Below are 22,484 nucleotides of genomic sequence, written 5' to 3'. Positions count from 1 at the left end.
CCAGACATTACTCACCCGTCCGCCACTCGTCACCCGAGAGCAAGCTCTCTGTGCTACCGTCCGACTTGCATGTGTTAGGCCTGCCGCCAGCGTTCAATCTGAGCCATGATCAAACTCTTCAATTTAAGTTTGATTTGCTGAAACCAGTTCAGCGATGCTCATCTGTAAAACGTCATAATGAATTTCATTATGTGTTCACTCGTGAGGCTTTGATATTTTTGTGCGTCCAAAGACGCTGATATCAATCCTGCGAGTGCCCACACAGATTGTCTGATAAATTGTTAAAGAGCAGCGCGAACAGTGCGTTAGCGTCCTGTCGCGAGGTGGCGTATATTACGCTTTCCTCCTGCAGAGTCAACCTCTATTTCAGAAGTTTTTCTCCGGCGGGTCAGTCTCCTGAACCTTCAACCCGTTTCCCGTTGCCGGTGTGCCGTGTCGATGGAGGCGCATTATAGGGAGTTCGCGCGGGCTGACAAGTGTTTATTACGAAAAGATTATCGTTCGCAGTAATTTTCATCAAATTGCGCTATTTCGCTACAATTTGCCTGGTAACTGTGCAAAATCATTGGCAAAAGTGCGTACCTGCTGCCAGTCCGTGTATTCAACTTCTTTCGTTGAATCTGTTTCACCACTGGTCATACGCATAATCAGCTGAATCATGACGCGATCGAACCAGCGATAGCGCGGATAATAAAGTGCGCCCGCGAACACGGCACAGCAATCGGGTTGCCACGGAGAGTTAGCCAGGAACTTCTGTGTATAGGCGTTGGTTTCAGGCGAACGCTTCTCCGGTTTCCGCGCCGTCAGGTTCACCGAAAAGAAACCGCTGGTACGCTGTTGCAGTTCCTTGAGGTGTTGCTTAACGAACTTATCGACGACCGGCTGGAAATGGCCGTAACGGATCGAGGCACCAATCAGCACGCGATCATACTGCGTCCAGTCGGGCAGAGTAGCATCCTGGATATCCAGCACATCACATGGCTGCTGCTGAAGGATCACCTCAGCAATAGAAGAGGCAATCTTCTTTGTTTGTCCGTCGCGAGTGGAATAGAGAATCAGTGCTTTCATGTCAGCATCCTTATTAATTATTCACGCCAGAAAGTAGGCGTGAACAGCACCAGCAAGGTAAATACCTCGAGACGCCCGAATAACATGGTAGAAATAAGAATCCATTTCGCCACGTCATTCATTGAAGTGAAGTTATCAGCTACTACCCCCAGGCCCGGCCCGAGGTTGTTGAGCGTCGCGGCGACGGCAGCAAAAGCCGAGAAGTCATCGACGCCGGTGGCGATAATCGCCAGCATGCTGACCAGGAACACCAGTGCATATGCCGAGAAGAATCCCCAGACGGCTTCAAGGATACGTTCCGGTAGCGCCCGATTACCCAGCTTGATGGTATAGACCGCATTGGGGTGAACCAGACGTTTAAGCTCACGGTTACCCTGCTTGCACAACAGCAGGATGCGAATCACCTTCAGGCCACCGCCGGTTGAACCGGCACAGCCGCCAATAAAGGCGGAGCACAACAGCAGTACCGGCAGGAACAATGGCCAGCGTGCGATGCTGTCGGTCGTGAATCCCGCCGTCGTCGCCATGGAAACGACCTGGAAGAAGGCCTGATTCAGCGTCTGCCAGCCACTGGCATAAACATTGTGGAACCAGAGCACCAGCGTGCAGATCAATACCAGCGTCAGTTGAACGCCAATGAACATGCGGAATTCCGGGTCGCGCCAGTACACGCGCAGATTACGTCCGCTTAACATGGCAAAGTGCAGGCCATAGTTACAGCCTGAGATCAGCAGAAACACTGCCACGATGGTATTGATGGTACCACTGTGGAAATAGCCGATGCTGGCATCATGGGTTGAGAAGCCGCCAATGGCGATGGTTGAAAAGCTGTGGCCGATAGCATCAAAGGCCGGCATGCCCGCCAGCCACAATGCCAGCGCACAGGCCACCGTCAGCAGAACGTAGATCAGCCAGAGTGTCTTGGCCGTCTCGGCAATACGCGGTCGCATCTTGTTATCTTTTAGCGGACCCGGCATTTCAGCACGATAGAGCTGCATACCCCCGACGCCCAGAATCGGCAGTATCGCCACCGCTAATACGATGATCCCCATACCGCCCAGCCACTGCAGCATCTGCCGATAGAAGAGGATCGCCTTAGGCAGCGAGTCCAGCCCCACCAGCGTGGTGGCACCAGTCGTTGTCAGGCCCGAGAAAGATTCAAAAAACGCATCCGTCACCGAAAGATGCGGCTGCTCCGCAAAGATAAAGGGCATCGCCCCTACGCTGCCCAGCACCGTCCAGAACAGGACGACAATCAGAAACCCTTCCCGCGGTTTGAGTTCGGTTTTCTTTTTGCGATTCGGCCACCACAGCAGCGAGCCGATCACCAGCGCCATCATAAAGGTCTGGCTAAATGCTCGCCCCGCGCCATCGCGATAAATCAATGCGACCAGGCCGGGCAAAATCATTGTCACTGAAAAGAGGATTACCAGCAGACCGACTATGCGGGTAATGGCGCGAAAGTGCATTCAGCCGTTCCTTTAAATAATAGAGATGAACATCAGGGTGTGAGCGGGATCAGCGATAACGCGCCCCGACTAAAGTCTGACAGATTTTTTTTGAATCCGTCGATCTGTCCGTAAGGGACAGCCAGCGTCAATGCAATGCGATCCTGAAACTGACTGTCGGTCACCTTACCGTCGAAACGCTGAACCAGCCGCTCAATATCACTGAGCTGTGGATAGTCACATTGCAAGGTGAACAGCTTCATCGGCACTTTGCGCTGCCGTGGCAGCAGCTTAAGCCCCTGCTGAACGCCACCGCCATAGGCTTTCACTAAGCCGCCGGTTCCCAGCATGATGCCGCCGTAATAACGCACCACTACAGCGGTAATCTCGCCAATATCCGCACCCATCAGCTGCGCCAGCATCGGTTTCCCTGCCGTACCCGAAGGTTCACCATCATCAGAGAAGCCGAGCTGTTGTGAATCATTCGGCGCGCCCGCGACCCACGCCCAGCAGTGATGTCGGGCAGCGGGATGCTCGCTTTTGACCTGCTGGACAAAGGCGCGCGCCGCCTCTGCCCCCTCAGTGTGCGCCAGCAGCGTAATGAAGCGACTCTTTTTGATCGTCTCCTCACTGCTGCTCACGGGCACAGCGGGAATATCAAAGGCCTCCATCAGGCCAGGTGCAGATCGCGGGTCATATTTTCAACGCGATGCGCATGGATCACCACGTTATCCTCGATGCGAATCCCGCCGTAAGGCCTGAGCGCATCGATGGCCTGCCAGTTAAAGTGCTGACTGAAACGGCCTGCGCGCAGCGGTGCCAGTAACGAGTCAATAATATAGAAGCCCGGCTCGATGGTTAAGACCATGCCCGGTTGCAGTACACGGGTGCAGCGAAGATAAGGATATTGCGCAGGCGCGGCCAGATGCGTGCCCTGATCATCCTGCATAAAGCCAGCCACGTCATGCACCTGCAGACCCAGCGGATGCCCCAGACCATGGGGCATAAACGGACCCGTCAGATCTTCAGCCACCAGCGCTTCTTCGCTGATCCCCTGCACCAGCTCAAACTTCAGCAACATCTTCGCAATACGCTGGTGCATCTGAAGATGATAATCGGTGTAGCGCACCCCCGCTTTCAGCGTAGCAATCAGCGCCAGCTCTTCCGCGTTCATCGCCTCAACCATTCTGGCATAGAGCGAACTGCTCTGCGCCGCATAGCTGCGGGTCAAATCGGCGGCATAGCCAAGATACTCAGCACCGGCATCAATCAAAAAGCTGTGGCGTTTCGCCGGTGGCTGATGATCCAGCCGGGTATAGTGCAGCACCGCAGCGTGTTCGTTCAGCGCGATGATATTGCCGTAAGGCACATCAGTATCACGATGGCCGGTCGCGGTCAGGTAAGCCTGATTGATATCGAACTCGCTCAGGCCCGCCGAGAACGCCTCTTTGGCCGCGCGATGACCCGCAACCGCCAGCTTCTGCGCCTGGCGCAGGCAGGCGAGTTCATAATCTGTTTTGATGCTGCGATGGAAATGCAGGAAGTCGATCACCGCTTTCGGATTGATATTGCCGGAGGCGATACCGAGCTGAGCCGCACGCGCGTTGACCGGGCCGATATAGGCGACGTTATCGCGCTGTGCAGGTAGCAGTTGCGCAATCTCGTCGGCATTTTTCAGGCCGATGACCTCAACATCCGCGGTCCAGAAGCTGTCCGGCAGCGGTTCGACGTTATGCCAGTAATCCACCGGAGAGTAGAACCACAGTTTCGGTTTGTTCACCCCGTCAATCCACAGCCAGCAGTTAGGTACCTGGGTTACCGGCACCCAGGCCTTGAACTGTGGATTCACCTTGAACGGATAGGTGTGATCATCCAGAAACACCGTCAACAACTCACCGGAATGGATCAACATCGCATCCAGTTTGTTGCGTGCCAGCACCTGCTGCGCCCGTTGTTGCAACGTGGCGATATGCGCGTGATACAAGGTCTTCAGTGAATCCATTGACGTCTCTCCAGTGTCGCGAAATGGCCGCAAGTTTAGCATACCCCTTGTCCAGATGCCGAAGCCGGCGCAGCTGTGATCTTGTTAGCAAATAAGCACAGAGCCGTTTGCAAATAATTAACATCGCTCCCACACTCACGATCATCTGGTATGACCAGATCACCTTTCGCGGTTTCAGGAGACGCACATGCTCTACCAAGGCGCTAACCTTACTCTTCACTGGCTGGACGATGGCATCGCCGAGCTGGTTTTTGATGCTACAGGCTCGGTCAACAAGCTCGATACGCAAACGGTCGCCAGTCTGGGCGAGGCGATTGCGGTGCTGGAACAGCAGCCAGAACTGCGCGGCCTGCTGCTGAGCTCCGCTAAACCCGCCTTTATCGTGGGCGCGGATATCACCGAGTTCCTTTCTCTGTTTGATGCACCCACCGAAAAGCTGAGCCAGTGGCTGAGCTACGCCAACAGCATCTTCAACCGTCTGGAAGATTTACCTGTGCCAACCCTGGCCGCCATTGACGGCTATGCGCTGGGCGGCGGATGCGAATGCGTCCTGGCAACCGATCTGCGTATCGCCACTGCGGACGCCCGTATTGGCCTGCCGGAAACAAAACTCGGCATCATGCCCGGCTTTGGCGGCAGCGTGCGATTGCCGCGCCTGTTGGGTGCGGACAGCGCGCTGGAAATTATTGCGGCGGGCAAAGATGTCGATGGCAATGCCGCCCTGAAACTCGGTCTGGTCGATGCGGTCGTGCCGCGTGAGAAACTGCGCGAGGCGGGGATCACCATGCTTAAGGCCGCTGCCACTGATGGTAGCTGGCGCGCACGCCGTGCACCGAAACTGGCACCGCTGAAACTCAGCCCGATTGAAGCGGCGATGAGCTTCACGATTGCGAAAGCAATGGTGCTGCAGACCGCAGGTAAACACTATCCCGCTCCGCTGATGGCCGTAAAAACAATTGAAGCGGCGGCCAGCCTGGGTCGTGATGATGCGCTGAAACTTGAAACGGCGGCGTTTGTGCCGCTGGCGCAGTCTGATGAAGCCCGCGCCCTGGTCGGCATCTTCCTCAACGATCAGTACGTGAAAAGCCTGGCGAAAAAGCGTGGCAGCGAAAGCAGCGCACCCGCTCAGGCGGCAGTACTGGGCGCGGGCATTATGGGTGGCGGCATCAGCTACCAGTCTGCCTGGAAAGGCGTACCGGTCAGAATGAAAGATATCAACCCCAAAGCGTTGACGCTGGGGATGAATGAAGCCAGTAAGCTGCTCAATAAGCTGCTGGAGCGCGGCAAAATCGACGGCAGTAAACTCGCCAGTGTGATCGCTACTATTCAGCCCACCCTGGATTACGCCGGTTTTGACCAGGCCGATGTGGTAGTGGAAGCCGTGGTCGAGAACCCGCTGATCAAGGCCAAAGTGCTGGCGGAAACGGAACAGCACCTGCGTCAGGATGCGATTCTGGCCTCCAATACCTCAACCATTCCTGTCAGCCAGCTGGCGCAGACGCTGCAGCGCCCGGAAAATTTCTGTGGCATGCACTTCTTCAATCCGGTGCCGCGTATGCCGCTGGTTGAAGTCGTTCGTGGCGAGAAAACCAGTGAAGCGACACTGAGTAAAGTGGTGGCATGGGCCAGCAAAATGGGCAAAACGCCTATCGTGGTGAATGACTGCCCCGGCTTCTTTGTGAACCGGGTGCTGTTCCCCTACTTCGCTGCTTTCAGCCTGCTGCTGCGCGACGGCGCTGATTTCCGTCAGATTGATAAAGTGATGGAAAAACAGTTCGGCTGGCCGATGGGGCCTTCATGGCTGCTGGATGTGGTGGGCATCGATACCGCGCACCACGCGCAAAGCGTTATGGCCGATGGTTTCCCGGATCGTATGAAGCATGACTATCGCGATGCGATCGACCTTCTGTTTGATGCCGGTCGTTTTGGTCAGAAAAATGGCAAAGGCTTCTGGCGCTGGGAAGAGGATAAAAAGGGCAAGCTGAAGAAAGTGCCGGATGCGGAGGTGGATACGCTGCTGCAACAGGTCTGTCAGCCCGCGCGGGTCTTCAGTGATGAAGAGATCCTGAACCGTATGATGCTGCCGATGCTGAATGAGGTAGTACGCTGCCTGGAAGAGAAGATTATCGCCTCGCCCGCTGAAGCGGACATGGCGCTGGTCTATGGCCTCGGCTTCCCGCCGTTCCGTGGTGGTGCTTTCCGCTATCTCGATACCCTGGGCAACAGCAATGTGGTCGATCAGGCCCGGCGCTACAGCGCGCTTGGTGGCCTGTATGCCCTGCCTGCGCTGCTGGTGCAGAAAGCCCATCAGCATGAAAGCTGGTATCCCGCCGCCAAACCGATTGATGAAGCCGCGCTGAAAAGCGCCTGAGGGCAAAAAGATGGAAAATGTAGTGATTGTTGATGCGGTGCGCACGCCAATGGGACGATCAAAAGGCGGAGCCTTTCGGAACGTGCGCGCTGAAGATCTCTCTGCGCACCTGATGCGCGAAATCCTGAGCCGCAATCCGGCGGTGAATCCGGCATCTCTCGACGACATTGTCTGGGGCTGCGTACAGCAGACGCTGGAACAGGGATTTAATATCGCGCGTAACGCTGCGCTGCTGGCTGAAATCCCGCACTCCGTGCCGGCCACGACCGTTAACCGGCTGTGTGGTTCGTCAATGCAGGCGCTGCACGATGCGGCCCGCGCTATTATGGTCGGCGATGCCCAGTGCTGCCTGATTGGCGGTGTGGAGCATATGGGACACGTGCCGATGAATCACGGCGTGGACTTTCATCCTGGCCTGGGCCGCACCGTTGCCAAAGCCGCAGGCATGATGGGCTTAACTGCCGAAATGCTGGCACGTATGCATCATATCAGTCGTGAGCAGCAGGATGCATTTGCCCTGCGTTCGCACCAGCGTGCGTGGCAGGCAACCCGGCGCGGCGACTTTGCGACAGAGATTGTCGCCACCTGGGGTCACGACAGCGACGGCATCCTTAAGCGCTATGATTTTGATGAAGTGATCCGTGAAGAGACCAGCGCCGAAGGCCTGGCGGCGCTGAAACCGGCTTTTGATCCGGTGAATGGCACCGTCACGGCGGGTACGTCGTCGGCCCTGTCAGATGGCGCGGCCGCCATGCTGATCATGAGTGAATCACGCGCCCGCGAGCTGGGACTGACGCCGCGTGCCCGCATTCGCAGCATGGCCGTGGTGGGCTGCGATCCTTCGATCATGGGATATGGGCCGGTTCCGGCCAGTAAGCTGGCGTTAAAACGGGCGGGACTGAGCGTCAGCGATATCGACGTCTTTGAGCTGAACGAAGCCTTTGCTGCGCAGACACTGCCGTGCATCAAAGATTTAGGATTGCTGGAGTTGATGGATGAGAAAGTTAATCTGAATGGCGGTGCGATTGCGTTGGGCCATCCGCTGGGCTGTTCCGGCGCACGCATCAGCACTACGCTGCTGAACATTATGGAACGTCGCGATGCCCGTTTTGGCCTTGCCACCATGTGCATCGGACTGGGACAGGGGATCGCAACCGTATTCGAGCGTCTGTAATACGTTGAGTTTTACTTTGTCAGATTTACCCGCCGTTAACCGGCGGGTTTTTTCTTTCTGCTACCGGGAATCAGATAAAGGCAAACGCATCGCCATACATCTGTGATTCCACTGCGCCACGCTCGGCACAGAAACGATCGCGGGCAATCTTCGCCATCTCAAAACGTCCGGCGATGTAGATCTCATGCTCACTCAGCGTGCTGAAGTCCTGCATCACTGCGGTCAGTACCGTACCAGAACGGCCCTGCCAGCCTGCTTCAGGCTGCTCGACGACCGGGATCACCTTCAGGTTCGGGTGCTTCACGGCCAGCGCATCCAGCTCATCCATATCGTAGAGATGCTTAAGCTCACGTCCGCCCCAGTAAATGGCGATGTCGCGCTCTGGCTGTTCCGCCAGCGCGGTGAGCAGAATTGAACGGGCATAGGAGAAACCGGTACCGCCTGCAATCAGGATCAGCGGTTTAGTGCTCTCTTCGCGCAGCCAGGCATCGCCGTGCGGCATATCAACCGTGATCTGGCGATCGTTACGGATGCGATCCATAACGGCCATGGCATAGAGGTTCAGATCGGACGCGCCGATATGCAGCTCGATGATGTCTTTTTCCATCGGCGTTGAGGCCAGTGAGAACGGACGCTTGTCGCGCTCATCCATCACTACCATCAGATACTGTCCTGCGCGAAAACTGAATTCCGCTTCAGGGATCAGGCGAACGCGATAGACCGTGTCGGTAATCGCCTCAACCGAAGTTACTTTACAGCTTAACGTTGTCATGCGTTCCCTCTGTCGGGTCGTCTTTATGGTTGTGCTCGCCATCAACGCTGTGGCGGCTGATCAAAAATACCTAGCTCATCCCAGATAGCATCAATGCGCGCGGTGACCGCCGGATCTTTAACGATGGGTGTGCCCCATTCGCGCTGCGTTTCACCTGGCCACTTATTAGTTGCATCCATCCCCATCTTTGACCCCAGCCCGGAAACGGGCGAGGCGAAATCGAGATAATCGATCGGGGTATTTTCCACTAATACCGTATCGCGGGCCGGATCCATACGCGTGGTTATGGCCCAGATCACGTCGTTCCAGTCACGCGCATTAACATCATCGTCACACACAATAACAAATTTGGTGTACATGAACTGCCGTAAAAACGACCAGACGCCAAACATGACACGTTTGGCATGCCCGGCGTACTGCTTTTTAATCGTTACGACCGCCAGCCGGTATGAGCACCCTTCCGGTGGCAGATAGAAGTCCACAATCTCCGGAAACTGCTTCACCAGAATTGGCACCAGCACTTCATTCAGCGCCACACCCAACACCGCAGGCTCATCCGGCGGCCGGCCGGTGTAGGTAGAGTGATAGATAGGCTTATGGCGCTGCGTAATATGTGTCACGGTAAACACCGGGAAGCTATCTACTTCATTGTAGTAGCCGGTGTGATCGCCGTAAGGTCCTTCTGGCGCCATATCGCCCGCTTCGATATACCCTTCCAGCACGATTTCAGCACTGGCTGGCACTTCCAGATCGTTCGACAGGCACTTCACCACTTCGGTTTTATTGCCGCGCAGCAACCCGGCAAACGCATATTCTGACAGCGTGTCAGGCACCGGCGTGACGGCACCGAGAATGGTGGCGGGATCGGCACCCAATGCCACCGAGACCGGAAAACGCTCACCCGGATGCGCTTTCGTCCACTCCAGATAATCAAGCGCGCCGCCACGGTGCGACAGCCAGCGCATAATCAGACGGTTTTTGCCGATCACCTGCTGCCGGTAGATACCGAGATTCTGCCGCTCTTTATGCGGGCCGCGCGTGACGGTCAGTCCCCAGGTAATCAGCGGTGCAGCATCGCCAGGCCAGCACTTCATGACCGGAATACGCGTCAGATCGACTTCATCGCCGCTGAACACCTCTTCCTGACAGGGTGCATTGCGCAGGCGTTTGGTCGGCATGTTCAGGACCTGCTTAAACTGCGGCATCTTATCGAACAGATCGCGGAAGCCTTTTGGCGGCTCCGGCTCTTTCAGGAAGGCCAGCAGTTTACCCACTTCACGCAGTGCGCTGACTTCTTCCTGGCCCATGCCCATGGCCACGCGCTTTGGCGTGCCGAACAGGTTGCACAGCACCGGCATGTCGTACCCTTTTGGGTTTTCAAACAGCAGAGCGGGGCCACCGGCACGCAGAGTGCGGTCGGCAATTTCGGTCATTTCCAGTTCAGGATCGATCGACTGGGTAATGCGCTTTAGCTCACCGCGCTGTTCGAGCAGCGCGAGAAAGTCTCTTAAATCGTGATATTTCATGCGGCTTTAGCTTTCCGGCCAGAGTGAGTCGGCCATTATAGGTCTGATTACGCGGAGTTGCTGAGGTTTATACGGCCACCTTAAATGCACTGAAAGGGAACCAGCGGTTGTAACGCACGGGCATCGTGATGACCCTGAATCGGCTCGCCGTGGCGAAACAGTTTAAAATCTTCGTTACGCACGCTGTGATAACGCAGCTGGTTGTCATGCAGGTGCAGAAAACTGCCTTCACGCAGTGCAATGACCGACTCCGTCGGGTTAACTGCACAGAACTCCGCCAGGCGTTCATCGCGGGTTTCGCCCATATGGCCGCTGACACTGGCATCCAGATAGTGGGGATTAATCTGCACCGGAAAGAGATCCAGCGCAGGTAATACCACGCTGCTGCGCACCGGCATATCGTTAGTGGTACGGATTGAGGGCGTTGCCACATTGCAGCCTGCGCTCCAGCCGACATAGGGTATCTGCCGCTCCCGCACCGCACGCTGAATCGCCCCGATCAGGCCCTGTTCATGCAGCATCTGATTCAGAAACCAGGTGTTGCCACCGCTGACTAAAATCAGCTCTGCCCGGACAATCGCGTCAGCTGGCGAAGCGAATGCCTGAACGCGCGCCACCTGAATTCCGAGAGAAGCACTGAGCTCGGCAGCACGTTGCTGCTGGTCGCCACGAATAATTGCGTAGGGGATCAGTACCGCCGACCGGATAGCGCGTCGGGCGATCATGGCGTGCAGCTGTGGCTGCGCATAGCCCAGCAGCGGCGCATCATCCGCCAGCCTGCCATTGCTCAACAGAAAGAGTTCCATCAGAGGATCCTTGTGCAGATGTGATGGTCATCGAGTCTGATACAGAGCAATAGCCGACGTCAATTACCCATCTATGCTTTTACCGCCATCCGGCATGTTAGGAAAAGTCTCAGTTTATTTTCGCTGCGGGGCGCTTTACCCTGCCCCTGCGCTATAACTCTGGCAGCAGGTTTGCTATTCTTAGCGTCCATTCAATGGGAGCCGTTATGGAAGCCTGGTACTTACTCTATTGCAAACGTGGACAGCTATTGCGCGCGAAGGAGCATCTGGAGCGGCAGGAAGTGCATTGCCTCAGTCCAATGATCGCTCTGGAAAAGATCGTGCGCGGTAAACGCACCACGGTGAGTGAGCCACTGTTTCCAAATTATCTGTTTATCGAATTCGATCCGGAAGCGATTCACACCACGACGATTAGCAGCACACGCGGTGTCAGTCACTTTGTACGCTTCGGCACCACGCCCGCAACCGTGCCGTCTGCGGTGATCGAAGCGCTGGAAACTGACGTTCCGCAAATCCTGCTGGATCCTGAAACCCCTCAAAGCGGCGATGAAGTTGTCATCACCGAAGGGACGTTTGAAGGGCTGCGCGCCATCTTTGCCGAACCGGATGGTGAGACGCGCTCGATTCTGTTGCTGAATCTGTTGAACAAGCAGGTAATGCGCAGCGTGGATAATAAGCAGTTCCGTAAGCTTTAAGCCAGTCTGAACAACGTCCGTGCATTCTGATCGATGCGGGTCGCCAGTTCCTCAGCACCCTCGTCCCGCCATGTCGCCACCTGATTAACAATATGCGGTAAAAAGCAGGGTTCGTTGCGGCGCGAAGGCGGACGCGGACGCATGTCGCGCGGCAACAGGTAGGGAGCATCGGTTTCCAGCAGCAGGCGTTCGGCCGGAATCAGCGGCAGCAGCTCGCGCAGTTCCAGACCCCGACGCTCATCGCAGACCCAGCCCGTAATGCCCACGGATAACCCCATCGCCAGACAGGCTTCCAGTTCGTCGCGCGTGCCGGTAAAGCAGTGGATCACCGCACCCGGCAGTTTTGGCAGCCAGGGTTCAAGCACCGCAGCGAAACGGGCATGGGCTTCACGGCAGTGCAGGAACACCGGCATGTTGAGTTCGGCCGCCAGCGCAAGCTGTGCGTCAAACGCATACTCCTGCTGCTCATGCGCCGACAGGTTGCGGTTGAAATCGAGCCCGCACTCACCGATAGCGACCACTTCCGGTTTTTCCGCCAACCGGCGCAGGGTGCTGGCGATCTCCAGCGACCATTCGCTGGCATGATGAGGGTGAACGCCCGCAGTAGACCAGCAGAAGCCGGGTTGAGCTTCAGCCAGTCGCTGAGCCTGCTGGCTCTCCAGCGCGTTGGTGCCGGTAATAAGCATGCCGGTGACGCCCGCATCACGCGCGCGTTTAACCACCTTTTGCCGGTCGGAGGCGAATTGCGTGCTGGTCAGGTTTACACCGATATCAAACATAATATTTCCCACTGGTTATAAACAAAAACCGCCCATCAGGGCGGTTTGGAGTGAACGCTTCCCGCCAGTGCGGGTAAGGCTGTCAGCGTCAGGCGTCGGTGTTCTCTTCCTCATCCTGTAAGCGTCGGCCTTTACCCACGTAGTACCGGGAAAAGAATACGCCGACTTCAAACAGGCAGTACATCGGAATAGCGAGCAAAGTTTGTGAAAAAACATCCGGCGGTGTGAGCAACATCCCGACCACGAAAGCCCCCACCAGAATATAGGGGCGCTTCTTCTTCAACTCTTCCGGACTGGTGATCCCGGTCCAGCACAGCAACACAATCGCTACCGGCACTTCAAACGCCACGCCAAATGCCATAAATAGCGTCATGACAAAATCGAGGTACTTAGAGATATCCGTTGCGACGGTGACACCAATTGGTGCGGTCTTGGTGAAAAAACCAAATGCCAGGGGGAAGACCACGAAGTAGGCAAAGGCCACACCGAAGTAGAACAGGAAGGTGCTGGAAAAGAGCAGCGGCATTACCAGCCTGCGCTCATGCCGGTAGAGCGCCGGGGCGACAAAGGCCCAGACCTGATAGAGGATCACCGGCACCGCAAGAAACACCGACACAATAATGGTCAGCTTAATCGGGGTGAAAAACGGTGAGGCCACATCGGTCGCGATCATACTGGATCCGACCGGCATCTGACTGATCAGCGGTGCGGCGACCAGCTGATAGATGTCGTTGGCGAAATAGACCAGTACCAGGAAAATGACCAGTACGGCAATGATGCAGTTCAGCAGGCGCTTACGCAGCTCAATCAGATGGCTGATGAGCGGTTGGGTATCTTCAACGGCCATTATCGTTCATCACTTGCAGAAGAGGAGGGTGCGGAATGACGCGCGGCATCACCTGCGGGAGCCTGTGCCGGTGCACTCGCCGCAGTAGCAGGCGCGGCAGAGGATTGCACAGCCGGAGCTGATGAAACTGCTGACGGAGCCTGTGCCGGAGACGTGGCGACTGCAGCAGGTGCCGCGGAAGGTTGCACCGCAGAGCCTGATGCTGAAGACGGACTCTGTGCCGCGGCACTGGCCTGATGCGCTGCTGAAGCTGGCGTCACCGAAGGCTCAGCGACAGCAGGCTCAGATGCCTGCACTGCATCAGAAGCCGCATGAGGCACAGGCCTGTGCTGAGCCGAGTGGATGGTGTTCGCCTCGTCTTCCTCTTTTTCAATGTCGATGCTCTGGCTGACCGAGCGCTTCATTGAATCCGCCGTTTTACGCAGCTCTTCCATCGACTCTTTCAGCTCAGGGGAGAGCGTGCCACGGCCCGCTTCTTCCACCTTTTTCAGGCTCTCCTGCAACTCCTGCAGCTTGAGCTCCTGCGCCAGTTCATGTTGTACATTGGCTGCCAGCGAGCGAATCGCCCTGATCCAGCCGACCACGGTTTTCACCGCGACCGGTAAACGTTGCGGGCCGAGAACAATCAGCCCGATAACGAACACCAATACCAGTTCACTAAAACCAATATCGAACACGGTTTACACCTGCTTGTCGTTCTTGGCGTCTTCTTTGTTAGCCGAAGTTTGCTGTTTGTCCGCCAGTGTTTTAGCCGCGAAGTCAGCGTCCTGCTCTTTCGGTTGATCTTTTTTGTCATCCTCGTCACTCATGGCTTTTTTGAAGCCACGAATCGAAGAACCTAAATCTGAACCCAGATTACGTAATTTGTTGGTACCGAACAGAAGAACAACAATCACGGCAATGATTAACAATTGCCAGATACTGATACCGCCCATGAGATAGCCTCTAATATTCTGTGAAAACGATAAGGTAATGCAGGACAGAGTGCCCTTTTTAACCGGGCTTTAGCCAGCGACATTACCTTTTTTTAAACAGACGTGACAATCAGTTTGTCTTACGCCAGCCGATTAACCAGGAGACGATTCCCGCTGCCATCAGCACCGCCGGGAAGAAGTCCCAGTCCGGTCGGGTGAGCAGCACCGCCGTTCCACTTAACAGCAACGTTGCACCGACGCCAAACAGGTATCGCGCCTGATGGTGACGGACGCGTTGCGCATTCATGTCGCCCACTAACTTATCAACGCTGTGCCGTAAGAGTTTGTGCTGGCGCATGCTGTCGTAAAAGAGTTCTGGCAACTCCGGTAACTTTTCAGCCCAGAATGGCGCTTTCTCTTTGACCGCACGAATAATAGCGGGCAAACCGACCTGATCCTTAATCCACTCTTCCAGGAATGGCTTAGCTGTCTTCCACAGGTCGAGCTGCGGATAGAGCTGACGGCCAATACCTTCTACATAGAGCAGGGTTTTTTGCAGTAATACCAGTTGCGGCTGCACTTCCATATTAAAGCGACGTGCAGTGTTAAACAGATTCAGCAGCACATGCCCGAAGGAGATCTCAGCCAGCGGTTTTTCAAAAATTGGCTCACAGACCGTACGGATCGCAAACTCGAAATCTTCAACGTTGGTATCAGGCGGCACCCAGCCTGAGTCAACGTGCAACTCCGCGACCTTACGGTAGTCACGGTTAAAGAAGGCGATGAAGTTTTCGGCCAGATAACGCTTATCTTCTTTGTTCAGCGAACCCACGATACCGCAGTCGATACCGATATATTGCGGGTCTTCCGGATGCTCGTAGCTGACAAAAATGTTGCCCGGATGCATATCCGCATGGAAGAAGCTGTCGCGGAAGACCTGGGTGAAGAAGACCTGCACGCCACGTTCCGCCAGCAGCTTCATGTTCACACCGTGACGCTCCAGTGTCGCTACGTCTGAAATCGGAATGCCGTAGATACGCTCCATCACCATCATGGTTTCGCTGCAGTAATCTGAATAGACTTCCGGCACATAGAGCATGCGGCTATCTTCAAAGTTCCGGCGCAGCTGAATGGCGTTGGCGGCTTCGCGTAACAGATTCAGTTCATCAAGCAGGGTTTTCTCATAATCGCGCACTACCTCGACCGGACGCAGACGACGGCCATCCGGCAGCAGACGCGGAACCCAGCGTGCCAGCCGATAGATAAGCTTCATGTCCGCTCGGATCACCGGCAGAATATCGGGGCGAATCACTTTGATGACTACTTTCTTACCGGTCGATTTCAGCGTGGCAGTGTGCACCTGCGCAATGGATGCCGACGCCAGTGGCTTGATATCAAAATCATCAAACCAGGTTTCAATCGGTGCGCCCATTGAGGCTTCAATCTGCGCTTTGGCTTTGACGCCATCGAACGGTGCAACGCGGTCCTGCAGGATCGCCAGTTGATCGGCGATCAGCGGCGGGAAAAGATCGCGACGCGTCGACAGCATCTGGCCAAACTTGATCCAGACCGGCCCAAGTTGCTCCATCGCCATGCGCATACGTGCACCGATCAGTTCCTGCTGATGCAGATTCGGTATCCAGAAAACCGAGCGACGCCACAGGCGAAACAGGAAAGTGAGGCGTGTCTGAGGAATCAGTTCATCAAGGCCATAGGTCAGAAAAACCTTCATGATCAGATATAAACGGCGGATCTCTCCAAAACTCATTTTGCCTCCAGCTGCGCCAGACGCGCATCAAGCGCCTCAAGCGAACGTTCCATCGCGTCGACCTCCTCAGAAAACCAGGCTAACTCCAGCGAGCCAGGCGCAACACGCCACTCTTCGGTAATGGCCTGTCCGAGATAATCCTGACGACGCTGCACTTCACCTTTTAAGAAGCGGAATGCCTGTTGTGAGCGCTGACTGATACCCTGAGCGGCGATATCGCCGATCCAGGGAGCCAGATATTCCGCCGGATCCAGCTCAGCCAGATCCATCAGCGCGGAGAACTGCTGCACCACCTGCAGGTCACCTTCAACCTGCAGCTCACCGCTGCGGATCAGCGGCGTCAGCTGCTGGCGATCGCGCAGCTTTGGCAGCGTTTTCAGCGAAGTAATCACCATGCAGTCACTGCGATCCTGCCAGTCCGCTAATACGTCCAGCTGCTGCTCACTGAAAACCAGCACCAGCGGATGCGAAAACTCACTCAGGCGCAGCGTCAGCACTTTGCCATTCAGGCGTTGCCGCGCTGCTTTCAGGCCACGATCGCGATAGAGAATACGGTTCAGCGCCGTTTCCAGACCCGCGGTAATCAAGGGCGTCAGGTTCATTACCATCTCACTCAGAACTTAAATCCACGATGCAGCGCAACAATGCCGCCGGTCATATTGGAGTAAGTGGTATTTTCAAAACCGACATCGTTCATCATCGCTTTCAGGGTCTCCTGATCGGGATGCATGCGGATCGATTCGGCCAGATAGCGATAGCTGTCTGCATCCTGCGCCACCAGTTGTCCGATGCGCGGCAGAATGTGGAAAGAGTAGGCGTCATACGCTTTGCTCAGCGGATCCAGAACGGGCTTAGAGAACTCCAGCACCAGCAGGCGTCCGCCCGGCTTAAGGACGCGGAACATAGAGGCCAGCGCCTTCTCTTTTTCCGTGACGTTGCGCAGACCAAAGGAGATAGTGATGCAGTCGAAATAGTTATCAGGGAAAGGCAGCGCTTCTGCGTTGGCCTGGACATAACTGACGTTGCCCACCACGCCCTGATTGCGCAGTTTCTCGCGGCCCATCTTCAGCATGGAGCTGTTGATATCCGCCAGTACAACCTGACCGGTTTCACCCACCAGGCGAGAGAATTTGGCGGTGAGATCGCCGGTACCACCCGCCAGATCTAACACGCGCTGACCGCGACGCACGCCGCTGCTGTCAATGGTAAAACGCTTCCAGATACGATGGACGCCAAACGACATCAAATCGTTCATCAGGTCATATTTTGCTGCTACGGAGTGAAACACATCCGCGACTTTGTCAGCTTTTTCGCTTTTGGCGACCGTCTGAAAGCCAAAATGGGTAGTTTCCTGCTGTGATTCATCTGCCATCGGTTTTACCTGCTCCACAAACAATACTTCCCGAAGTGTATCAGAGTCACGGAAGTCAGGCACGCTGCGCCCATACTATTCGTGGAGACGCCTCACACGCCTCTCACTCTCATCCGCATCCCTGTCGTCATCTGCGTCGTCAGCGGCCCGGCTTTCCGGCATGGCCCGTTCAGCCAGCTGAGGATTGATGGGTCGTTTGATCTCCACGCCCAGCGCACGAAATCCTTCCGTCTGCGCAATCAGGTTGCCGCGCCCTTCTGCCAGCTTTTTCATCGCCTCACGATAGCTGTTCTGCGCCTTATCCAGGCTGTGGCCAATGCCGCTCATGTCATCCACAAACAGTCGCATTTTGTCATAGAGGCGCGTGGCCCGGTCAGCAATACGCTGCGCATTGCGGCTCTGATGCTCATAGCGCCAGAGATTGTTAATGGTACGCAGCGCCACCAGCAGCGTGGTGGGACTGACCAGCATAATGTTCTGCTGCAGCGCCTCGCCAATCAACTCAGGCTGGCGGTCAATCGCCAGCAAAAAGGCCGGCTCGACCGGAATGAACATCAACACATAATCCAGCGACCGTAAACCGGGCAATTGTTGATAATCTTTTCGTCCCAACAGGCGAATGTGCGCCCGCATGGCGCTGACATGCTCCTGGATCGCCTGCTCACGTTCAATCTCATCATCCGCATTGAAGTAGCGTTCATAGGCCACCAGCGTCATTTTGGCGTCCACCACGACATCTTTGCCCTGCGGCAGACGCACAATGACATCCGGTTGCATCCGGCCCTGCTGTTCTGACTGGATGCTGACCTGGGTGTCATATTCGTAGCCTTCACGCAGCCCGGAAGCCTCCAGTACCCGGCTCAGCACGACTTCACCCCAGTTACCCTGAATTTTATTGTCGCCCTTGAGCGCTTTGGTCAGGTTAAGCGCCTCCTGTGCCATCTGCGCATTCAGCTGCTGTAACTGCCGGATTTCATGCGTCAGGGTGTGCCGTTCACGCGCTTCTGCACCAAAGCTTTCATGCACCTGACGGCGAAAGCCATCCAGCTGTTCACGCAGCGGACCAATCAGCCCGTCCAGACTCTGGCGGTTCTGTTCATCGACGCGACGGCCGCTGTTTTCGAAAATACGGTTAGCGAGGTTTTCAAACTGGGCGCTGAGGCGTTGCTCGCTGTTGGTCAGCAGGCGCTGTTTCTCTTCAGCGGCAAAACGGGTCTCTTCAAGGCGGATGGTCACTTCGCGCAGCTCTGCTTCCTGCGCGCTGTTAACCTCCAGCTGATTGCGCAGTTCACGATTAAGCTGTTCGCTTTCATTGCGCCAGTAATCGAGCTGTTGCAGGCGCTCATTGGCCCCGCTCAGCGCGCCATGAAGCTGACGCAGCTCCTGCTCACGCTGTTGCGTCTGCTGCTGAAGCTGTTCGATCTGCTGCTGCTGGCGCTGTTGCGCCTCTTCCTGCAGACGGCGCTCGGTCTGAAAACTGGCGACCTGATGGCTGGCACGTAACTGTGCCAGCATAAAGCCAATCCCCAACCCGGCAAGCGCCAGACAGGCGCTGATAATGATGTGCTGATCCATGATTTCCCCGCGACTCAGGCTGCTGAGGAAAAAGGTAGAGTCGCACTGTATGAATGTCCAGATAAATTTGCCGACATTCAGCGTCTTACAGGGCCGCTACCGTCAGCTTTCCAGCCTGCCACTCATCAATCAGGAAGAATGGCATCGGCAATAGCCACTCGCCGTTTTTAACCTGCGCCAGATAGTGCCAGGTTTTCTCGCCGGAGGTGATCGCGACGCGCTGTCTGCTCCCTTCAGGGGCGCTGGATTTACCGGTCATACTGGCAAAGCCGGCATTGCTGCCAACGTGGAAATGCGGCGTCTGCCAGCGCACCGGCGCATGATCAGGCCACGCCTGGGCCTGATGAAAATTGAACAGCTCATCATGGCTCAGGAGACTTTCACGCACTGTCGGCCATAACACCACTTTGAGGAAATATTGATCGGTGAAGCGCTGGCTGCCCTGATACTGTGCAATGAAATCACGCATCGCCTGTTCCACATTCAGGAAGACGCCGTGACAGCCGCCCCACATCCCTGCCAGCAGCAGTTCGGTATGGGAAAAGTAATCACGCATATGGTGGAACCAGTAAGGCGATGCCAGCCAGGCGTTAACCGCCGCCGCTTCGCGCTCTGAAAGCAGCGAGTCAGCATCGCGCACGATAAACCGCTTCACCGCCGGATCGTCGAGCACCAGAAAACGCCACAGGGTCGGAAACAGCGTTTTCTCGTGAGACATATCGACCAGCTGGACATGTGGCTGGTCCAGGCGCTGCCAGACATGCTGCGGCACGCTGTCATCAAGGTAGATGCGACAAACCCAGCCGGGATAGAACTCAGGCGCCATCTCAACGTTTTTAATCAGCGTTTCGCAATAGCGTGGCTGATCGCCATACAGGCAGAAGGCGATGACATTCTGATGCGGCTGGCTGAGATCGGCAGGCTCAGGTTGCGGAGCAGGAAACGCGGCACGCTGTCCCTGACTGAAACGCGCATCAGAGCGCATCAGTGACGCCAGACCAAAACGTGCCACCTCTTCCTTTTTATCCAGCCAGCCGCACACTTCGGTTAAGCCGTCCAGCCAGGTTTCAGAAGCTGTCGCCTGCACAGCGGGCGGTGACTGATAAATCTTCTGGTAGATTTTGTACGATTTATTGTACTGACCCAGACGCAGCAGGCAGAGCGCGTAGTCGCTCAGCACCTGCATCTGATTGGGCATGGAGCGCAAGACTTCTTCGCAGCATCGGGCAGCCAGCGCATGGTCACCCTGCTGCATGGCGGCGCGAAAACGTTCGGCGCTGCGTTCCAGACGGGCATTGATTGCCGCAGGGGTAGCGCCAGGGACAGGACGTCGGACAGGAATCGTATTGCGCATAAACACTCTCAGGTTTCACTGATGTTACGCGCCGTTAACTACCGGCAACAGGTTTTGAGTCTGGACAAAAAACCTGCTGCCAGACGCGGTCGTTATAATAAACGACGCGCCGCTTCGACCACAATCTTCACTGCGTCACTTTCTGTCTGCTTCATGGAGGCCGCATCCGGGATCTCTTTCTGAGTACGGTTCACAATCACGCCCGCGACCATGCCGGCCCGCAGACCCTGGCTGGCGCACATGGTTAACAGCGTTGCAGATTCCATCTCATAGTTGAGAACGCCCATCTCCTGCCACTCTTTCATCGATCCTTTGAAACGACTGACGACGCGGCCTGAAACAGTGTCGTAGCGCTCCTGGCCCGGATAGAAAGTGTCAGAAGAGGCGGTGATGCCAATGTGGGTTTTCGCGCCACAGGCTTCAGCGGCGGCAACCAGTGCGGTGGTGCAGGCGAAGTCAGCGACAGCCGGGAATTCCATCGGGGCAAAATGCAGGCTTGCTCCGTCCAGGCGAACGGACGCAGTGGTCACCAGCACATCGCCGACGTTAATGTGTGGCTGGATAGCACCTGTGGTACCGACACGCAGGAAGGTACGCACGCCAAGCTGCGCCAGTTCTTCGACCGCAATCGATGTAGAAGGACCGCCGATGCCCGTTGAGCAGACAATGACCGGCTTGCCATCAAGTTTTGCCAGCCAGGAGGTAAATTCACGGTGTGAGGCGAGATGCGTGGCATCTTCCATCAGTCCGGCAATTTTCTTCACACGTTCCGGGTCGCCCGGCACAATCGCCAGGGTCGCGCCCTGCAGATCGGCTTTTGTCAGGCCAAGATGGAAAACGTCAGACTGTGTCATTTTCAGACTCCTGTTAAGGGAAGGTAGCACGCCACTCTACGCCAGCACGCCCGATAAATATGTGACAGCATTCACTTAAGAAAATGAAAGTTACATTTCATGGAAGATAAAATGTGATTTTAGTCACAAAATTATGTCTTATTCGTCCGGATAGCCTTTAGCGAGGCTGTGTCAGGGCCGGCGCAATGTTAAAGAGGTGGATGATTTTATTCGCTGCTGATTCTGTTACCTGACACCTGGACGCATACGCTTTACGGCCAGGCTATAGTTACGTGATTGCGCAAATGCTTGCACGGAGAGAATAATGAAACCCAGTGACAATATGGCACAAAAACCGGCGACGGGCGGCTTTGCCCCTGCCGTGCAGCCCACCGCCTCTACTACCATTATTACCCAAAGCCCGGCCATTCACTCAGGTGAAACCTCAGTGCCCAGCCAGGGCGAAAACATGCCGGCATTTTTTGCAAAACCGCACTCAGCGGAAGGCCCGTTGCCTGTGGTGCTGGTGGTGCAGGAGATCTTTGGTGTCCATGAGCACATCCGGGACATCTGCCGCCGTCTGGCACTGGAAGGCTATCTGGCGATTGCTCCTGAGCTCTATTTCCGCGAAGGCGACCCGACTGAGTATAACGATATCCCGACGCTGTTCAGCGAACTGGTCAGCAAAGTGCCGGATACGCAGGTACTGGCCGATCTCGATCATGCCGCTAACTGGGCAGCACGTAACGGCGGTGATATCCGTCGCATGGGCATCACCGGTTTTTGCTGGGGTGGCCGCATCACCTGGCTCTACGCCGCGCATAACCCACAGCTACGCGCCGCGGTTGCCTGGTATGGACGATTAATCGGCGAGCGCACGCTGAAGCAGCAGAAGCATCCAATTGATGTTGCGGTCGATCTAAGTGCGCCGGTGTTGGGTTTGTATGGTGGTCAGGATGACGGCATTCCACTGGAGAGCGTCGAGCAGATGCGTCAGGCGCTGCATGCCGCCAATGCGACCGCCGAGATCATCGTCTATCCCGAGGCGGGGCACGCGTTTAATGCTGACTACCGTCCGAGTTACCATGCTGAATCAGCCAATGATGGCTGGCAGCGGATGCTGGCCTGGTTCAGGCAGTATGGCGTGGCATCAAAATAAATGAACAAGGGGCGCTTCTGC

Annotated in this window: 21 protein-coding genes and 1 rRNA gene; 4 read left to right on the top strand and 18 right to left on the bottom strand. The window is 55.9% G+C overall.

From position 1 onward, the window contains the following. The 5 genes from F3I20_RS16075 to pepQ all read right to left on the bottom strand — a co-directional run. Positions 1 to 125 (bottom strand): 16S ribosomal RNA (locus tag F3I20_RS16075); the annotation flags it as partial. Positions 126 to 534: 409 nt separating this feature from the next. Beyond that, the gene (hemG, locus tag F3I20_RS16070) at positions 535 to 1,068 is read right to left on the bottom strand and encodes a menaquinone-dependent protoporphyrinogen IX dehydrogenase (protein ID WP_150013189.1); all 534 of its coding nucleotides are present in this window, start codon (positions 1,066 to 1,068) and stop codon (positions 535 to 537) included. A gap of 17 nt (positions 1,069 to 1,085) precedes the next feature. Continuing rightward, positions 1,086 to 2,537 carry a Trk system potassium transporter TrkH gene (trkH, locus tag F3I20_RS16065; RefSeq protein ID WP_013359724.1) on the bottom strand — a complete coding sequence of 484 codons (1,452 nt, stop codon included), beginning with the start codon at positions 2,535 to 2,537 and terminating at the stop codon, positions 1,086 to 1,088. Between the two features lie 32 nt (positions 2,538 to 2,569). Next, positions 2,570 to 3,187, bottom strand: a complete 618-nt coding sequence (locus F3I20_RS16060; protein ID WP_150013191.1) for an IMPACT family protein — start codon at positions 3,185 to 3,187, stop codon at positions 2,570 to 2,572. Then, a complete protein-coding gene (pepQ, locus tag F3I20_RS16055; protein ID WP_150013193.1) occupies positions 3,187 to 4,518 on the bottom strand; it encodes a Xaa-Pro dipeptidase in 1,332 nt (443 codons plus the stop codon). Before pepQ ends, F3I20_RS16060 begins: the two co-directional genes overlap by 1 nt. A gap of 187 nt (positions 4,519 to 4,705) precedes the next feature. Between pepQ and fadB the strand changes: the two genes are divergently transcribed. Further along, positions 4,706 to 6,889 (top strand): fatty acid oxidation complex subunit alpha FadB, encoded by a 2,184-nt coding sequence (fadB, locus tag F3I20_RS16050; protein ID WP_150013195.1) that lies wholly within the window; start codon positions 4,706 to 4,708, stop codon positions 6,887 to 6,889. 10 nt (positions 6,890 to 6,899) lie between these two features. After that, on the top strand, positions 6,900 to 8,063 hold the full coding sequence (gene fadA, locus F3I20_RS16045; RefSeq protein WP_150013197.1) for an acetyl-CoA C-acyltransferase FadA: 1,164 nt from the start codon (positions 6,900 to 6,902) through the stop codon (positions 8,061 to 8,063). 70 nt (positions 8,064 to 8,133) lie between these two features. On the opposite strand, the gene fre is transcribed toward fadA, so the two are convergent. From fre to pepE, 3 genes are all read right to left on the bottom strand, one after another. Beyond that, positions 8,134 to 8,835, bottom strand: coding sequence for an NAD(P)H-flavin reductase (gene fre / locus F3I20_RS16040; protein WP_008926461.1), 702 nt, complete (start codon positions 8,833 to 8,835; stop codon positions 8,134 to 8,136). 41 nt (positions 8,836 to 8,876) lie between these two features. Next, positions 8,877 to 10,361, bottom strand: coding sequence for a 4-hydroxy-3-polyprenylbenzoate decarboxylase (ubiD, locus tag F3I20_RS16035; protein WP_010257222.1), 1,485 nt, complete (start codon positions 10,359 to 10,361; stop codon positions 8,877 to 8,879). 80 nt (positions 10,362 to 10,441) lie between these two features. Then, on the bottom strand, positions 10,442 to 11,167 hold the full coding sequence (gene pepE, locus F3I20_RS16030) for a dipeptidase PepE (protein WP_150013199.1): 726 nt from the start codon (positions 11,165 to 11,167) through the stop codon (positions 10,442 to 10,444). A 206-nt stretch (positions 11,168 to 11,373) separates the two neighbouring features. Between pepE and rfaH the strand changes: the two genes are divergently transcribed. Next, positions 11,374 to 11,862: a transcription/translation regulatory transformer protein RfaH gene (rfaH, locus tag F3I20_RS16025; RefSeq protein WP_150013200.1), complete on the top strand. Its 489-nt coding sequence runs from the start codon at positions 11,374 to 11,376 to the stop codon at positions 11,860 to 11,862. On the opposite strand, the gene tatD is transcribed toward rfaH, so the two are convergent. The 10 genes from tatD to udp form a co-directional block, all read right to left on the bottom strand. Continuing rightward, a complete protein-coding gene (tatD, locus tag F3I20_RS16020) occupies positions 11,859 to 12,641 on the bottom strand; it encodes a 3'-5' ssDNA/RNA exonuclease TatD (RefSeq protein WP_150013202.1) in 783 nt (260 codons plus the stop codon). The genes rfaH and tatD overlap by 4 nt on opposite strands. 88 nt (positions 12,642 to 12,729) lie before the next feature. Beyond that, positions 12,730 to 13,488 (bottom strand): Sec-independent protein translocase subunit TatC, encoded by a 759-nt coding sequence (tatC, locus tag F3I20_RS16015; protein WP_150013204.1) that lies wholly within the window; start codon positions 13,486 to 13,488, stop codon positions 12,730 to 12,732. Continuing rightward, positions 13,488 to 14,165: a Sec-independent protein translocase protein TatB gene (gene tatB / locus F3I20_RS16010; RefSeq protein WP_150013206.1), complete on the bottom strand. Its 678-nt coding sequence runs from the start codon at positions 14,163 to 14,165 to the stop codon at positions 13,488 to 13,490. Before tatB ends, tatC begins: the two co-directional genes overlap by 1 nt. Before the next feature lie 3 nt (positions 14,166 to 14,168). Beyond that, the gene (gene tatA, locus F3I20_RS16005) at positions 14,169 to 14,423 is read right to left on the bottom strand and encodes a Sec-independent protein translocase subunit TatA (protein WP_150013208.1); all 255 of its coding nucleotides are present in this window, start codon (positions 14,421 to 14,423) and stop codon (positions 14,169 to 14,171) included. 109 nt (positions 14,424 to 14,532) lie between these two features. Beyond that, entirely contained in the window at positions 14,533 to 16,170 is a 1,638-nt protein-coding gene (gene ubiB / locus F3I20_RS16000) for a ubiquinone biosynthesis regulatory protein kinase UbiB (protein ID WP_150013210.1), read from the bottom strand. Then, positions 16,167 to 16,772, bottom strand: a complete 606-nt coding sequence (ubiJ, locus tag F3I20_RS15995; protein ID WP_150013212.1) for a ubiquinone biosynthesis protein UbiJ — start codon at positions 16,770 to 16,772, stop codon at positions 16,167 to 16,169. The genes ubiB and ubiJ overlap by 4 nt, the downstream gene beginning before the upstream one ends. Before the next feature lie 11 nt (positions 16,773 to 16,783). Continuing rightward, complete coding sequence (ubiE, locus tag F3I20_RS15990) at positions 16,784 to 17,542, bottom strand: bifunctional demethylmenaquinone methyltransferase/2-methoxy-6-polyprenyl-1,4-benzoquinol methylase UbiE (protein WP_150013214.1); 759 nt, start codon at positions 17,540 to 17,542, stop codon at positions 16,784 to 16,786. 75 nt (positions 17,543 to 17,617) lie between these two features. Next, on the bottom strand, positions 17,618 to 19,117 hold the full coding sequence (gene rmuC, locus F3I20_RS15985) for a DNA recombination protein RmuC (RefSeq protein ID WP_150013215.1): 1,500 nt from the start codon (positions 19,115 to 19,117) through the stop codon (positions 17,618 to 17,620). Positions 19,118 to 19,202: 85 nt separating this feature from the next. After that, positions 19,203 to 20,471 carry a tetratricopeptide repeat protein gene (locus F3I20_RS15980; protein ID WP_150013217.1) on the bottom strand — a complete coding sequence of 423 codons (1,269 nt, stop codon included), beginning with the start codon at positions 20,469 to 20,471 and terminating at the stop codon, positions 19,203 to 19,205. 92 nt (positions 20,472 to 20,563) lie between these two features. Further along, positions 20,564 to 21,325 (bottom strand): uridine phosphorylase, encoded by a 762-nt coding sequence (gene udp / locus F3I20_RS15975; protein WP_150013219.1) that lies wholly within the window; start codon positions 21,323 to 21,325, stop codon positions 20,564 to 20,566. Between the two features lie 304 nt (positions 21,326 to 21,629). On the opposite strand from udp, the gene F3I20_RS15970 reads away from it, so the two are divergent. After that, positions 21,630 to 22,463 (top strand): dienelactone hydrolase family protein, encoded by an 834-nt coding sequence (locus F3I20_RS15970; RefSeq protein ID WP_150013221.1) that lies wholly within the window; start codon positions 21,630 to 21,632, stop codon positions 22,461 to 22,463. The last annotated feature ends 21 nt before the right edge of the window (positions 22,464 to 22,484 follow it).

The organism is Candidatus Pantoea gossypiicola (assembly GCF_008632075.1).
In the GTDB taxonomy this organism is placed as follows: domain Bacteria; phylum Pseudomonadota; class Gammaproteobacteria; order Enterobacterales; family Enterobacteriaceae; genus Pantoea; species Pantoea gossypiicola.
Note: the sequence above shows the minus strand (reverse complement) of the source record. Positions and strands in the feature narration are given on the sequence as shown.